General features: G+C 73.7%; 13 protein-coding genes. 8 read left to right on the plus strand and 5 right to left on the minus strand.

Annotation, left to right across the window (positions count from 1 at the left end; translation table 11 throughout):
- Positions 1 to 160 precede the first annotated feature (160 nt).
- The gene (locus AC3IYI_RS10790) at positions 161 to 760 is read left to right on the plus strand and encodes a DUF3043 domain-containing protein (RefSeq protein WP_489409967.1); all 600 of its coding nucleotides are present in this window, start codon (positions 161 to 163) and stop codon (positions 758 to 760) included.
- 89 nt (positions 761 to 849) lie between these two features.
- Complete coding sequence (locus tag AC3IYI_RS10795; RefSeq protein ID WP_489411499.1) at positions 850 to 1,572, plus strand: class I SAM-dependent methyltransferase; 723 nt, start codon at positions 850 to 852, stop codon at positions 1,570 to 1,572.
- A gap of 88 nt (positions 1,573 to 1,660) precedes the next feature.
- Here AC3IYI_RS10795 and AC3IYI_RS10800 read toward each other — a convergent pair whose 3' ends face one another.
- Complete coding sequence (locus AC3IYI_RS10800; protein ID WP_250742535.1) at positions 1,661 to 1,873, minus strand: hypothetical protein; 213 nt, start codon at positions 1,871 to 1,873, stop codon at positions 1,661 to 1,663.
- 104 nt (positions 1,874 to 1,977) lie between these two features.
- On the opposite strand from AC3IYI_RS10800, the gene AC3IYI_RS10805 reads away from it, so the two are divergent.
- The 6 genes from AC3IYI_RS10805 to AC3IYI_RS10830 all read left to right on the plus strand — a co-directional run bounded on the left by AC3IYI_RS10805 (position 1,978) and on the right by AC3IYI_RS10830 (position 9,247).
- The gene (locus AC3IYI_RS10805; protein WP_489409968.1) at positions 1,978 to 3,183 is read left to right on the plus strand and encodes a bifunctional adenosylcobinamide kinase/adenosylcobinamide-phosphate guanylyltransferase; all 1,206 of its coding nucleotides are present in this window, start codon (positions 1,978 to 1,980) and stop codon (positions 3,181 to 3,183) included.
- 34 nt (positions 3,184 to 3,217) lie between these two features.
- Positions 3,218 to 4,144 (plus strand): DMT family transporter, encoded by a 927-nt coding sequence (locus AC3IYI_RS10810; protein WP_489409969.1) that lies wholly within the window; start codon positions 3,218 to 3,220, stop codon positions 4,142 to 4,144.
- 50 nt (positions 4,145 to 4,194) lie between these two features.
- Positions 4,195 to 5,256, plus strand: coding sequence for a nicotinate-nucleotide--dimethylbenzimidazole phosphoribosyltransferase (cobT, locus tag AC3IYI_RS10815; protein WP_489409970.1), 1,062 nt, complete (start codon positions 4,195 to 4,197; stop codon positions 5,254 to 5,256).
- 81 nt (positions 5,257 to 5,337) lie between these two features.
- Positions 5,338 to 7,254, plus strand: a complete 1,917-nt coding sequence (locus AC3IYI_RS10820; RefSeq protein ID WP_489409971.1) for a phosphatidylglycerol lysyltransferase domain-containing protein — start codon at positions 5,338 to 5,340, stop codon at positions 7,252 to 7,254.
- Positions 7,251 to 7,994 carry a hypothetical protein gene (locus AC3IYI_RS10825; protein ID WP_489409972.1) on the plus strand — a complete coding sequence of 248 codons (744 nt, stop codon included), beginning with the start codon at positions 7,251 to 7,253 and terminating at the stop codon, positions 7,992 to 7,994. Before AC3IYI_RS10820 ends, AC3IYI_RS10825 begins: the two co-directional genes overlap by 4 nt.
- A 71-nt stretch (positions 7,995 to 8,065) precedes the next feature.
- On the plus strand, positions 8,066 to 9,247 hold the full coding sequence (locus AC3IYI_RS10830) for a sensor histidine kinase (protein WP_489411500.1): 1,182 nt from the start codon (positions 8,066 to 8,068) through the stop codon (positions 9,245 to 9,247).
- An 83-nt stretch (positions 9,248 to 9,330) separates the two neighbouring features.
- Here AC3IYI_RS10830 and AC3IYI_RS10835 read toward each other — a convergent pair whose 3' ends face one another.
- From AC3IYI_RS10835 to pelF, 4 genes are read right to left on the minus strand one after another with little or no spacing between them, the layout of a single operon-like run.
- Positions 9,331 to 10,179 (minus strand): endo alpha-1,4 polygalactosaminidase, encoded by an 849-nt coding sequence (locus AC3IYI_RS10835; protein WP_489409973.1) that lies wholly within the window; start codon positions 10,177 to 10,179, stop codon positions 9,331 to 9,333.
- Positions 10,176 to 10,871: a spherulation-specific family 4 protein gene (locus AC3IYI_RS10840; protein ID WP_489409974.1), complete on the minus strand. Its 696-nt coding sequence runs from the start codon at positions 10,869 to 10,871 to the stop codon at positions 10,176 to 10,178. The genes AC3IYI_RS10835 and AC3IYI_RS10840 overlap by 4 nt, the downstream gene beginning before the upstream one ends.
- A 19-nt stretch (positions 10,872 to 10,890) precedes the next feature.
- The gene (locus AC3IYI_RS10845) at positions 10,891 to 12,489 is read right to left on the minus strand and encodes a hypothetical protein (RefSeq protein ID WP_489409975.1); all 1,599 of its coding nucleotides are present in this window, start codon (positions 12,487 to 12,489) and stop codon (positions 10,891 to 10,893) included.
- On the minus strand, positions 12,486 to 14,000 hold the full coding sequence (gene pelF, locus AC3IYI_RS10850) for a GT4 family glycosyltransferase PelF (RefSeq protein ID WP_489409976.1): 1,515 nt from the start codon (positions 13,998 to 14,000) through the stop codon (positions 12,486 to 12,488). The genes AC3IYI_RS10845 and pelF overlap by 4 nt, the downstream gene beginning before the upstream one ends.
- Between the last annotated feature and the right edge of the window lie 51 nt (positions 14,001 to 14,051).

Genomic DNA, 14,051 nt, shown 5'->3' on the forward strand with positions numbered 1-14,051 from the left:
GCACTGTTCGAGCGGGGATGCGCTCCTCCTCCAGGACGACTGCTCGTCCGCCGTGTCAGGCGTAAGGAGTAGGTGCTCCCCTCAGGAAGGACGCCCGCCGTTGCCGGATCGTTCCCCGGCGGGATGGGGCGCGTGCCCTCAACCACGTACCCTTGGGTTTGTGTTTGGTAGCCGATCCTCCAAGGAAGAGAAGGACGCCGCCACCGACAAGGTGAGCGCCGACCTCTCGCAGTCCCGTGACCCTCAGGCCCCGAAGGGCCGCCCGACGCCGAAGCGTGCTGTGGCCCAGTCGCAGCGCAAGGCCGTGGTGGCCTCGACCGGCAACCGCAAGGAGGATGCCAAACGAGCTCGTGAGCGCCGCCGGGTCGAGATGACCAAGCAGCGCGAGGCTCTCGCCAATGGCGACGAGCGTTATCTGCCCAACCGCGACAAGGGTCCCGTGCGCCGGTACGTACGCGATTTCGTGGACTCCCGCTTCTCCGTCGCGGAGATGTTCCTGCCGCTGGCCGTGATCATCCTGGTGCTGAGCATGGTGCGGGTTCCGTCCATCCAGAACATCGCGCTCCTGCTGTGGCTCGGCGTGATCGCACTGATCATCGTCGACTCCGTCGGCATGTTCATCCGCCTGCGCAAGGCCCTGAACCTGCGCTTCCCGGACGAGCCCAAGCGCGGCGCCGTCGCGTACGGTCTGATGCGCACCCTCCAGATGCGCCGGCTGCGTCTGCCGAAGCCGCAGGTCAAGCGCGGGGAACGGCCCTGAGCCGAGGAACGCCCGGAGCGTTCGGCGGGGGTGGCTTCGCGGACGGGGCCCGCCTGTGGCTGGAAGGCCTGGGCGGGCTCCGCAACGTGGTGCGCCAAGAGCTCGTCGGCCGTCAGGTCGACGAGCAGATCGCGCACCACTTCCCCGTGGGGCAGCGGCTGCGCGTCCTCGACGTCGGCATGGGCCAGGGCACCCAGGCGCTGCGCCTGGCCCGCGCCGGGCACATGGTGACCGGGCTGGAGCAGGACCCGGCCATGCTGGCCGTCGCCCGTGAGGTGCTGGCCGCCGAGCCCCCCGGGATCCAGGACCGCGTCCGCCTCATGGAGGGCGACGGCCGGGAGACCGGCGCGCACTTCCTGCCGGGCAGCTTCGACGTCGTGCTCTGCCACGGCGTCCTCATGTACGTGCCCGAGCCGGACGCCATGCTCGCCGGGCTCGCCCGGATGCTGGCCCCCGGCGGACTGCTGTCCCTGCTGGTGCGCAACGGCGACGCCCTCGCGATGCGGCCCGGCCTGCACGGCGACTGGACGGCCGCGCTGGCGGCCTTCGACGGCGTCGACTACACGAACCGGCTGGGCCTGGACGTACGCGCCGACCGGCTGGCCGCACTGACCGCGACCCTGTCGGGGATCGGCGCCCCGCTGCAGACCTGGTACGGCGTACGCGTCTTCACCGACGGCACCGAGGCCGGGGACAAGCTCCCCTCCGACGCGGAACTGGAGGCGCTGCTCGCCGCCGAGGACCGCGCCGGGCGGACCGACCCCTACCGCGGGGTCGCCGCGCTGTTGCACCTGTGCGGCGTACGGGGCTGAGCGCCCGAGCACCCCTGTGCACGGCAGAGCCCGGACCCCCTGAGGGGTCCGGGCTTCCGCGTACCCGGGCCGAGCCGGTCGGCGCCGGTTAGAGTTCGGCGGCCTCGCGCAGGCTCATCGTGTAGAGCTGGACCCCGTTGTCGTCGGACAGCTTCACCTGTTCGGTGCCGCCCTCCAGCAGGTCCTTCCAGTACTCGCCGATCCAGGATTCGGCGTCCCCCTGCGTGGTGAACTCCTCCGGCACCACCGACGGGCTCGTCTCACTGCCGTCGGCCGTCTCGAACCGCCACGTCCACGCCATGTCCGCCTCCGTTGCTCGTCCGCTTCTCACACGCTTCTCGCCTTGAGTGTGCCCGCAGACTAACCGGGCGCGCAGCAGTCCCGGCGACGCGGGAGGATCATCCTGTGGAACTCACTCTGCTCGGCACCGGCACACCCGAAGGACTGCCCCGCCCCGGCTGTCCCTGCGCCGCCTGCGCGCTCTCCGTGGGGCCCCGGGCGCGCGCCGCCACCTCCGTGCTCGTGGACGGGGCGCTGCTGCTGGACCTGACCCCCGGGGCGGTGCTCGCCGGCGCCCGGGCGGGGCATTCGCTGGCCGCCGTACGGCAGGTCCTGCTGACCCACCCGCACGACGGTCCCGCCGTCGAGCTGCCGCCGGGGCTGCCGGCAGCAGGGCGGGTGCCGGACGGGCGGGAGCTCGCGGTGATCTCCGGGCACCGGGTGCGGGCCGTGCCGATGGACGCGCCGGGCACCGGGTACGAGGTGACCGGGCCGGACGGCGCCCGGATGCTGTACCTGCCGCCGGGCGGCGCCCCGGCCGGGACCTCGGGCACCAGCGGGCGGCGCACGTACGACGTGGTCCTCGCGGACGTGCTCGGCCGGCCGGAGGCGCTGGCGCGGCTGCGGGCCAGCGGGGCGGTCGGCCCGGCGACGGACGTGATCGCCGTCCACCTGGACCACGACACCCCGCCGGGAGCGGAGCTGGAGCGCCGGTGCGCGGCCGCGGGCGCCCGGACGGTGGCGGACGGGACCACGGTGGCGGCCGGGGAGTACCGGCCGGCGCCGGAGCTGCCGCGGCGGACCCTGGTCCTGGGCGGGGCCCGGTCGGGCAAGTCGTACGAGGCCGAGCGCCGGCTGACCGGCTACCCGGAGGTCGTCTACGTGGCCACGGGCGGTACGCGCGAGGGCGATGCGGAATGGGCCGCGCGGGTCGGGCTCCACCGCGAGCGCAGGTCCGCGTCCTGGCGGACGGTGGAGACCTGCGATCTGGTGCCGCTGCTGGAGCAGGAGGGCCCGGCGCTGCTCATCGACTGTCTGGCGCTGTGGCTCACGGACGCGATGGACCGGGCCGGGGCCTGGGACGACGCGGTCTGGGCGGAGAAGGGCGCCACGGAGCTGCGGGAACGGACCGAGGAGCTCGTGGCCGCCGTCCGCGCGACCCGCAGGCCGGTGGTGCTGGTCAGCAACGAGGTCGGCTCGGGCGTGGTCCCCGCGACCGCGTCGGGCCGCCGGTTCCGGGACGAGCTGGGGCGGCTGAACGCGCAGGTCGCGGGCGAGTGCGAACACGTCCTCCTCGTCGTCGCGGGTCAGGCCGTGATCCTCAAGGAATAGCCGGGCACAGCCGGGGAACGGACGAGGTGATCCCGTGGAATCCTCAAGCGCTTCCGGCAATCCGAGCCGGGATCGGGCCGGGCTGACCACCTTCGTCTGCTGTTCGCTCCTGGGCGGCGGCAACGCGGTCGGGGTCAGGTTCAGCAACCGCGAGCTGGATCCGCTGTGGGGCGCCGCGCTGCGGTTCGGCGCGGCGGCCGCGGTGCTGCTGGCGGTCATGGCCGTCATGCGCCTGGCGCTGCCCCGCGGGCGGGCCCTGGCCGGCGCGGTGCTGTACGGGGTGCTCAACTTCGGGGTGACCTTCGCCCTGGCCTACTACGCGCTGGTCCGCATCCACGCGGGTCTGGGGCAGACCCTGCTGGCCCTGGTCCCCTTGGTGGCGCTCCTGCTGGTGGTGGCGCAGCGTCAGGAACCCTTCCGGAAGTCCGCGCTGGCGGGCTCGCTCCTCGCGGCCGCCGGGGTCGCCCTGGCCTCGCGGGCACCGCTGCAGGACGATGTGCCGCTGCTGTCCCTGCTGGCGGTGCTGGGCGCCGTACTGTCCTTCGCCGAGGCGGCCGTACTCGTGCACCGCCTGCCGCCGGTCCACCCGGTGACGATGAACGCGGTGGGCATGACGGCCGCTTCGGTGCTGCTGTTCGCGGGCTCGTTCGCCGCGGGCGACACCTGGCGGATGCCGGAGCGGGCGGCGACCTGGTGGGCGTTGGCCTACCTGGTCGTGGCGGGCTCGGTGCTGACCTTCGTCCTCTATCTGATGGTGGTCCGGCGCTGGGGCGGGTCGCGGGCGGCGTACGTCTTCGTCGTCATCCCGGTGATCACGATCGTGCTCTCCGCCTGGCTCGACGAGGAGCAGCTGACGGCGAGTCTGCTGCTGGGTGCCCCGCTCGTCTTCCTCGGCGTCCATCTCGGCGCCTTGCGGCCGGGCCTGGAGAGGCCGCCCAAGGCCCCCGCGGACCATGGATAGGGGGCTGGGAGGAGCTTGGGCAGGGCATCACCCGCTGTACCCTCTGGCAAATGACCACGCTGAATCTCGACGACTTCTCCGATCTGATCGAGCGCCCCGACGGGGGCGTCCGGCGTGACGCCGAGGAACGCCGTGAACGGCTGGCCGTGCCGGTCGGGGCGCTGGGACGGCTCGACGAACTCGCCGAGTGGCTCGCCGCCGCGCAGGGGCGGGTGCCGGTCAAGCCGATCGAGCGGCCCCGCGTCGTACTGTTCGCCGCCGACCACGGGGTGGCCTCCGAGGGAGTCTCCGTACGTCCCGCCGGCAGCGCCCACGAGCTGGTGCGGGCCGTCCTGGACGGACGGAGCCCGGTGGCCGTCCTGGCCGGGCGGCTCGGTGCCTCCGTACGGATCGTGGACGCCGGCCTGGCGTGCGATCCGGCGCTGCTGCCGGAGGAGATCACCCGGCACCGGATCCGCAGTGGCAGCGGGCGGATCGACGTGGAGGACGCGCTCACCGCCGAGGAGGCCGCCGACGCGCTGCGGCTCGGCATGCGGATCGCGGACGAGGAGGCCGACTCCGGGACCGACCTGGTCGTCCTCGGCGACCTGAGCGTCGGCGGGACCACCGTCGCCGCGACCCTCGTCGCCGCCCTGTGCGGCACGGACGCCTCCGTGGTCACCGGCCGCGGCGGCATGCCGATCGACGACCTGACCTGGATGCGCAAGTGCGCGGCGATCCGCGACGCGCTGCGACGCGCCCGGCCCGTCCTCGGGGACCAGGTCGCGCTGCTCGCCGCCGTCGGCGGCGCCGACGTCGCCGCGATCACCGGCTTCCTGCTCCAGTGCGCGGTGCGCCGCACCCCCGTGATCCTCGACGGGGTCGTCTCGGCGGCCTGCGGGCTGGTGGCCCAGCGGGCCGCTTTCCGGGCCCCGGACTGGTGGCTGGCCGGACAGGCCAGCGGGGAGCCCGGCCAGGCGAAAGCACTGGACCGGATGGCACTCAACCCCGTGCTCGACCACGGCGTCACTGTGGGAGAAGGAACCGGGGCGCTGCTGGCTCTTCCCCTCGTCCAGGCGGCCGCCGCACTCGCGGCGGAACTCCCCGAGCGGGCGGCCGAGCCCACCGGCTGAGTCACCTGAGGTCCGCGCCTGACCAGGCCGCGGTTCTCCGGAGCGAAGCACGGACCGCGATGCCCCATATCATCGCTTTTTATGGGAGAGGTCCGTTTGACCAGCGCAGAGACCGATCGGAAGACCGACCGAGGAACCGGTGGGGATCCGAACGGCAGAAACAATCCGGGGGGCGGGCGGGGGAACGCCCAGGCCAACCCTCAGGCCAGCACCCAGGGAACCGGCCGGGGAAGCGTCCGCTCGCGGCGCAGCGCCACCTTCGCGGTGTGGTACTTGCGCGCCGTCACCTTCGTCAACCTGCTCAGCGCGGTGTGGTTCTCGCTCGGCCAGGACCTGCGCCGGCACAGCACCGCCGATTTCTACACTCCGTACCTGCTCACGGCGGGCTTCGCCTCCGCGGCGTTCTCGCTGCTGCTCACCGTCACCATGGGCCGCCGCAAACGCGCGGCCTGGATCCTGAACCTCGTGCTCAGCGGGCTGCTCCTGGCGGCCTTCGCCATGGCCGCCGTCGCCTCCTTCACACCGTGCTCGGGGAGCTCGTACGAGTTCTGCTACCCGGAGTTCCGCGTCCACGCCCAGAACTGGGTGGCCTTCGGGCTGACCGCGCTCTTCGTCGGCTCGCTGCTGCTGGGCCGCCGGGAGTTCTACGCCAAGGGCGACCGCTCCAACCCGCTGCTGGCCAGCCTGGTCGCCTCCGTCGGCCTGCTGGTCACCTCGCTGGTCGCCGCCCTGCTCGTCGGCGCGACCAACACCGCCCCGGACGCCGCGGACGCCACCTTCCTGGCCCGCTGGCGGTACGGCGTGATGCGGCTGGTCACCCTGGCTCCGGGCGACAAGGCGTACCACACGATCACCACCCCGGGCTGGGTGGACGTCACGATCAACGTCATGTCGACGCTGCTGCTGCTCGCCGTGCTGTTCGCGGCCTTCCGCTCGCGCCGCGCCGTGGACCCGATCGGCGAGGAGGACGAGGAGAAGCTGCGCCTGCTGCTCGCCCGGCACGGCGACCGCGACTCGCTGGGCTACTTCGCGCTGCGCCGCGAGAAGTCCGTCATCTGGTCCCCCACCGGCAAGGCCGCGGTCACCTACCGCGTCGTCGGCGGGGTCTCGCTGGCCTCCGGCGACCCGATCGGCGACCCCGAGGCCTGGCCCGGCGCCATCGAGCCCTGGCTGGCCGAGGCCCGCGAGCACGGCTGGGTCCCGGCCGTGATGGGCGCGAGCGAGGAGGCCGGGCAGATCTACGCCCGGCACGGACTGGACGCGCTGGAGCTGGGCGACGAGGCCATCGTCGAGACCGACGAGTTCACCCTGGAGGGCCGCGCCATGCGGACCGTCCGCCAGGCGTACAACCGGGTCAAGCGGGCCGGGTACACCGTCCGCATCCGCCGCCACGCCGACATCCCGGCCGAGGAGATGGACGTGCTCCTGCTGCGCGCCGACGACTGGCGCGACGGCGCGACCGAGCGCGGCTTCTCCATGGCACTGGGCCGCCTGGGCGATCCCGACGACGGCCAGTGCGTGATGCTGGAGTGCTTCGACGGCGACGGCGATCTGCGCGCCGTGCTGTCCTTCGTGCCCTGGGGGCCCAAGGGCCTGTCGCTGGACCTGATGCGCCGTGACCGGGATTCCGAGAACGGTCTGATGGAGTTCATGGTCATCGAACTCCTGGAGCGCGCAAAGGAGATCGGGGTCACACAGGTCTCGCTGAACTTCGCGATGTTCAGGTCCGTCTTCGAGCGCGGGTCGAAGCTCGGCGCCGGTCCGGTGCTGCGTCTGTGGCGCTCGCTGCTGAGCTTCTTCTCGCGGTGGTGGCAGATCGAGTCCCTCTACCGGGCCAACGCCAAATACCGGCCGATCTGGGAACCGCGGTTCATGCTCTTCGAGAAGAGTTCGGACCTGCTGCGGATCGGGATCGCGGCGGGCCGGGCCGAGGGCTTCCTGGAAGCACCCGGGCTGCCGAAGTGGATGCACCGCAGACATCTGGAGAGCAAGCGTTGAGCACTGGCTCACTGCGGCGGTTCGCCCGCCGCGAGTGGGGGCCCCTGTACCGCACGGTTCGGGACGCGCTCGTCCGCGACACGTGGCGGGCGATCCCGATGACCCTCGGCGCGGTCTGCCTGACCGCGGTCTTCCAGATCGTGCAGCAGACCTCGTGGGGCTTCCAGCCGGTGCAGGACCTCGGGTCGGTCAAGGCCGTCGACCCGCTGTGGCTGGCCCTGCTGCGGACCCCGCTGTCGCTGTTCGTCCCGGCGCTGGACCTGCCGGTGTGGGGCGCGCTCGCGCAGATCCTGCTCGTCTTCGGGATCGCGGAGATCTGCATCGGCTGGTGGCGCACGCTGGTCATCGGCTACGTGGCCACCCTGGCCGGGACCACGTACGCGCGGATCGGGCTCGCGCTGGGCCCGGACCACCCCTTCGGCCTGCCCACGTCGGACAGGATCGTCAACGACACCGGGCCCTCGGCGGCGGTGGTGGGGCTCGCCGTGTACGTCTGCTGGCGCTACCGGGCGTACGTGACCGGCTCCGTCGTGATCCTGGTCATGATCGGCGAGCTGCTCTTCAAGGACAACCTCGCGGGCAAGGAACACCTGGCCGCCATCGCCTCGGTGATGCTGATCTGCCTGGTCCGCGCCAAGTTGGGCCCGGAGCGCTCCCGCGCCCCGCTCAGCGGGCCCCCGGCCGCGACGCCGCCCCCGGCCCCGCCCGGGACGCCTCCCGTCCCGCCGCCCCGGGTCTGAGAACGCGCTCGGGGCCGTACCGTATCGGGGTGACGACACACCTCGGGCCGCTCGCTCCCACGCGGCAGTGGATGCGGGACCATCCGCTCGCCACCGACGCCGCACTGGCGCTCGGGGCGCTCGTCGCCATGGTCGTCGGCTCCTTCGCCGACCCGCACGGGCCGCACGGGCCGACCTTCGGAACCCGCACCCCCGAGCCGTTCTCGCTGGTCCTCATGGTGCTCGGCGCGGGCGCCCTGGTGCTGCGGCGCCGGCGGCCCCGTGCCGTGCTGGCCGTGACCGTCGGGCTCTCGCTGCTGGAACTCACCACCGGGGAGCCGCGGACGCCCGTCGCCATGTGCACGGTGATCGCGCTGTACACGGTGGCCTCCCGCACCGACCGGCCCACCACCTGGAAGCTCGGCCTGCTCACCATGGCCGGGCTGACGGGGGTGGCCATGCTGGCGGGACCGCTGCCCTGGTACGCGCAGGAGAACCTCGGCATCTTCGCCTGGACCGGCATGGCCGCGGCCGCCGGGGACGCGGTGCGCAGCCGGCGGGCGTTCATCGACGCCATCCAGGAGCGGGCCGAGCGCGCCGAGCGGACCCGCGAGGAGGAGGCCCGGCGCCGGGTCGCCGAGGAGCGGCTACGGATCGCCCGGGACCTCCACGACGTGGTGGCCCATCACATCGCCCTGGTCAACGTGCAGGCGGGGGTGGCCGCGCACGTCATGGACAAGCGCCCGGACCAGGCCAAGGAGGCCCTGGCGCACGTACGGGACGCCAGCCGCTCGGCCCTGAACGAGCTGCGGGCCACCGTCGGGCTGCTGCGCCAGTCCGGCGACCCGGAGGCGCCGACCGAACCGGCGCCCGGTCTGGCCGTCCTCGACGACCTGGTGGGCACCTTCCAGCACGCCGGGCTCCCGGTGAAGGTGATGCTCCAGCTGGGCCCGGGCGCCGCGGTGCCGCTGCCCGCCGCCGTGGACCTGGCGGCGTACCGGGTGATCCAGGAGGCGCTGACCAACGTCCGCAAGCACGCGGGTCCGGGGGCCGGCGCCGAGGTCAGCGTGGTGCGGGTGGGCGGCTCGGTGGAGGTGACCGTGCTGGACGACGGCGGCTCCGGGGCGGATCCCTCGGCGGAGCCCCGCGATCCCGGCGGCGGGCACGGCCTGCTCGGCATGCGCGAGCGGGCCGTGGCCCTGGGCGGCTCCTGCTTCGCCGGGCCCCGCTTCGGGGGCGGCTACCGGGTGCACGCGATCCTCCCGGTGGGCTGAGCGATTTCAGCCTCGTCCGGCGTTTGAGACGGGGGTCCGGGCAGAGCCCGGTGCCCGGCGGAGCCGGGTTTCCTGGGGGGGGGTCAGCAGGAGCGGCGCCAGGCCCCCAGTTCGGGCTTCTTCTCCAGCGAGCTCAGCCCCAGCGCACGCGTACCCGCGCAGAAGCGGCTCGTCGGGAGCTCGTACTCCACGTGGAAGACCGCCTTCCCGGCCGCGATGAACGGCGTCAGCCGCTCGCACTCGTCGTACTGGGCACACTGCTCGTTGACCGCGAAGTCGAAGTCCCCCACCAGCTCCGGGATCTGGTCCAGGTCGTTCTTCAGCCCGACCGACAGCCCCCGGTCGTGTGCGAGCCGCACGATCAGCCGGTTGTAGTTCAGCTGGTCGCCGCCGGTGAGCGGGAAGCCGGACCTGTTGCGGTAGGCGTCCATGTTGTCCGGCTCCACCGCGTCGAAGCCCTTGTCCCGGCACATGTCGAACCGCTTGGCGATCAGCGGTTCCAGTTCGGTGAGCCTCCGGATGTCGAGCCAGCGCTCGCCCTCCCAGCCGTTGCCTTCCCCCCGCATCGACGGCGGGAAGGCCCCGGCGTCCGGCCGGAAGTCCTCCCAGGCGCCGGTGGAGAGGTAGCAGATGGTCCGCCGGCCGGCCGCCTTCAGCTCGGCGACCTGCTCCTTGGTGGTGGTGAACCCGTCGATGTCGTAGACCGCCGCCCTCACCGAGGTGTCGAGCTTCCCGGTGAGCTGCCACTGCCAGCTCACCCCGGGCGCCGGCTGCCAGCGCTCCCCGGGCGCGGGGGCGGGCGAGAGGTCGTCGGGCCGGGCTTCTTCGTCCTCGTCCGGGTCCGGTCCGGAGGTGCAGGCCGCGAGCAGCAGCACGGGCAGGAGGACCAGCAGCAGGCGGCGGCCCGCCGGGCGGGTGGGCGGGCGTCTCATCCGGCGGCCTCCAGGGCGTACGGCAGGGTCCCCCACGGGTGCGCGCCGGTCCCCGGGACCGCGCAGTGCACCCCCGCCCCCCGCTGGGCCGCCAGCCGCTCGGCGAGTTCGGCGGCAGAGGCGCCCGGCGGGACGGCGTAGACGAGGTGGCAGAACCGGTGGGCGGGGTGGTCCGCGGTCCACGGGGGAACGGCGGCCGCGTCCCGGTAGGCGTCCCAGGGCCCCTCGAAGGTGACGAGCAGGTCGGCGAGTTCGGCGTAGCCCGGGTGCGGGTGCACTCCGTGGTTGAGGACGACGGTACGGGCCCCGGCGGCCCGCGCCGCGACGACGAGCCGCCGGTAGTGCGGCAGGAACTCCGGGCCCGACGCGGCCTGGTCCAGGAAGGTCCCGTCGGTGCCGTACCAGTCCCGGTGGCGCAGCAGGTCCTGGACCACGGCGGCGTGCGGGCGCCGCCCGTAGTCGGTGTCGGCGTACCCCAGGACGGGCACCCCGGCCCCGCGCAGCCTTTCCGCGACGGCGGCGAACCGCTCGTCGGGGGCCTCGCCCGGCCCGCTGGCGGGGTTGAGCACCACGGAGTGCAGCCGGCCCGCGGAGCGGATGAGCCGCTCCCAGTACTCGGGGCGGTCGGCGGGGTGCTCGTAGAGGGGCACCAGGAGCATGAGGTCCTTCTTCTCGTACGGGGTCACGTGCATCGGCGATGAGGGGCGGGGGTCAGCGGTGGGCGGTGGCGCGGCCGAGGAGCAGGCAGACCAGCGTGCCCAGCGCGAGGGCGGCGGCTCCGGCGACGGCCAGTTGCACGGCGCGCGGCTCGCCGAGTCCCAGGAGCAGGGCCAGGCTCTGCGCGACGGCGGCCGAGGCGCAGACGACCGCGGCGGGCCGGACCGCCCCGAAAGACTGCAGGAGCAGCCCGGTCCACATCACGGCCCCGAGCAGCAGCAGGGTGGCGACCCGGACCCCGGTCAGGCCGGGCGCGCCGGGCCAGAGCAGGGTTCCGGTGACGCCGAGGGCCAGCAGCACCACCAGGTAGACGGCGAGGCACCGGGCCAGGGTGGAGAACATCCGCAGCCAGAACTGCCGGGGCGAGCGGGCCGCGCGCAGGCCGGCGAGGCTGCCGCTGCGGAACCGGTGGAGCAGCCATTCGGCGGGGCCCATGCTGAGGGTGAGCGCCACCGCGGAGGGGGCCGCGACCGCCTCGGCGGGGCCTCCGGCGAGCACCTCCCCCAGGGCGGCGTACAGCACGAGCAGCCCGGTGCCCAGGCCGAACACCCCGTACGGGACGGAGTCCCCGAGCCGGGGTCCGCGCGGCCCGTACTCCTCCTCGGCGCCCCGCAGCATCTGCCAGCGCACCGGACCCCGTTCGCCCGGCCGGTGCTCCGTCCAGCCGCGGACGCGGAGCACGAGGGCCCGTACGCCGTCGGCCAGCGGCAGTTCCCGTACGGCCAGGGCGCAGGCGGCCAGCAGGGAGACCGTCAGCAGGAACACCCGGACCGGGACGGGCAGTTCCACGAGGAGCGTGAGCAGCGCCCCGGCGGCCATCGGTGCGAGCGCGGCCAGCAGCAGCCGCTCCCGCCCGAGGACGAGCAGCACGGTGGCGGCCCCGACGTACAGGGCCTGACCGGCGGCGAAGGCGTAGGAGAAGGGGGGCCCGCCGGGTACCGCCAGCGCGGCGGCGGTGCCCAGGAGGGCCCCCGCGGGGGCTCCGGCGAGCAGGGTCCGCCCGGCGGCGGCCCGGTCGCCGAGGCCGAGCCAGGAGTACGCCCGGTGGGACAGGGTCTGGTCCCAGACCCAGCCGATGAGCGCCCCGGCGAGCAGGGTGAGCGTCCCGGCGGGCAGCCCCAGCCGGTCCTTGGGGCCGTCCAGCAGCGGCGCGCCCAGCAGATAGGCGAGCCCGGGGAGGGCGAAGATCACCCCGCGCAGGAGGCAGGCGGTGAGGGGGACCTTCCAGGGGTCGGGGACCCGTTCGGGCTCCGGGAAGGAGCGCGGCACCCGGGCGTAGAGCTCCTCGGCGAGGCCGAAGGAGTCCTGGCGCCCGTAGGCGAGGCGGATGTGCTCGTCGGTCATGCCGTCGGATTCCAGGACGGCGGCGATCTCGTCGGGGTGGACGGCGGCGGCGATGAACACGTCGAGGCGCTCGGCGAGTTCGTCCATCGGGTCGGCGGCCGGGCCTTCGCGGCGCGGCCGGGGAATGCCGGGCAGGGCGTCGGCGGCGTCCGCGGCGGGCGCCGTACCGCGCCCGGCGGCCGCGGCGTGGGCGACGGCCACCCAGGTCCCGTCCGGGCCGGGCGGCTTGAGCCAGAGGGATCCGCTCACCACAGGCTCCCGTCGGCGGCGAGTTCCTTGTACCAGGGGTCGGCGAGGCGCTGGGTCCACTCGTCGCCCACGTGCACGGGCAGGACGGGCTGGCCGGCGAGCTCGCGGTAGATGTGGCGGAAGCCGTCCACGGACTGGTGGAGCGTGAACTTCTCCACCACCCGCTTGCGGGACATCCGGCCCAGTTCCGCGCGGCGTTCGTCGTCGCGGAGCAGGGCGAGGGTGGCGCGGGCCATGGTCTCGGGCTCGCGCGGCGGGACGACGAGGCCGGTGTCGCCGACGGCCTCGCGGACCCCGCCCACGTCGGTGGAGACGGTGGTGCGGCCGCAGGACATGGCCTCGATGATGGAGAAGGGGAAGCCCTCGCTGATGGAGGAGAGCATCACGATGGAGCCGGCCGCGTAGGCCTTGGCGACCTCGGTGATGCGGCCCTCGTAGGAGATCCCGTCGCTCACCCCCAGCTCGGCGGCGAGCTTCTCCAGCTTGAGCTTGTACTCCTCGCAGCCCGCCGGGACCGGGCCGAAGAGGCGCAGCCGCAGGGCGGGGAGCTCCTCGCGCATGAACGCGTAGGCGCGGACGAGGGTTTCGAGGTCCTTGATGGGGTCGATGCGGCCGCACCAGCTGAGGGTGGGGACCTCCGGTTCGGGACCGGCCTCGGGGAAGGCGTGCGGGTCGACGCCGTTGTAGACGGTGCGGATCCGCTCGGAGTCGGCGCCCCCGCGCTCCTCCCAGCGGCGGTTGTACTGGTTGCAGGGGGTGATCAGGTCGGCCTGCCGGTAGCCCTCGCTGTTGAGCTCGCGGTAGAAGCCGAGCATGAGCGCCTTGACGGGCCAGCGCTGTTCGGCGCTGCGGTAGCCGAGGTAGCGCTCGCGGAGGTAGATGCCGTGCTCGGTGAGGAGGAAGGGCACCTCGTCGAGGTACTTGGCGGCGAGCGCCGGGAGGGTGGCCAGTCCGCTGCTGACGGCGTGCGCGACGCTGTCGGGCGGGATCCGCACGGACAGCGGGCGCAGTGCGTGTTCCAGCAGGTCGGTGGCGGTGAGCGCGTCGTGGATGGTGGGCTCGGCGGCGGCGGTGACCAGGCCGGGGCGGGTCCAGACGGTCATCAGCAGGCGCAGCACCGATTCCGAGCGCAGGGCCGCGGCGAGCCGCCCGGCGCGGGCCAGAGCGGCCAGCTCGCGCAGGGATTCGGAGAATCCGCCGCGCGCGGGGTCGAGCAGGGAGAGCAGGAAGGTCTCGTAGGTCTCGGCGAAACCGCGCCGGGCCTTGCCCCGCAGACCGGAGCGGAGTCTGCGGGCCGGCGGAGCACCCCAGAGGGGAACGCTGGTGTGGCGGTAGACGTTGCGCGGCAACTCCCAGGTGACCGGCTCACGTCCGGAGCCGGTCAAGGCTATGACGTTGAAGTCGACCTCCGGCATGCCGCGGACCAGTTGGTCGCACCATGTGCTGACGCCCCCGTGGACGTGCGGGTACGTGCCTTCGGTGAGCATGGTGACATGGCGCCCATGGCTCATGCGGTGTGTCCCCCCAAGGACGGAAAAGGGGCCGGCGCCCGTGGTTCGCGG

This window comes from Streptomyces sp. GL_148 (assembly GCF_057834205.1).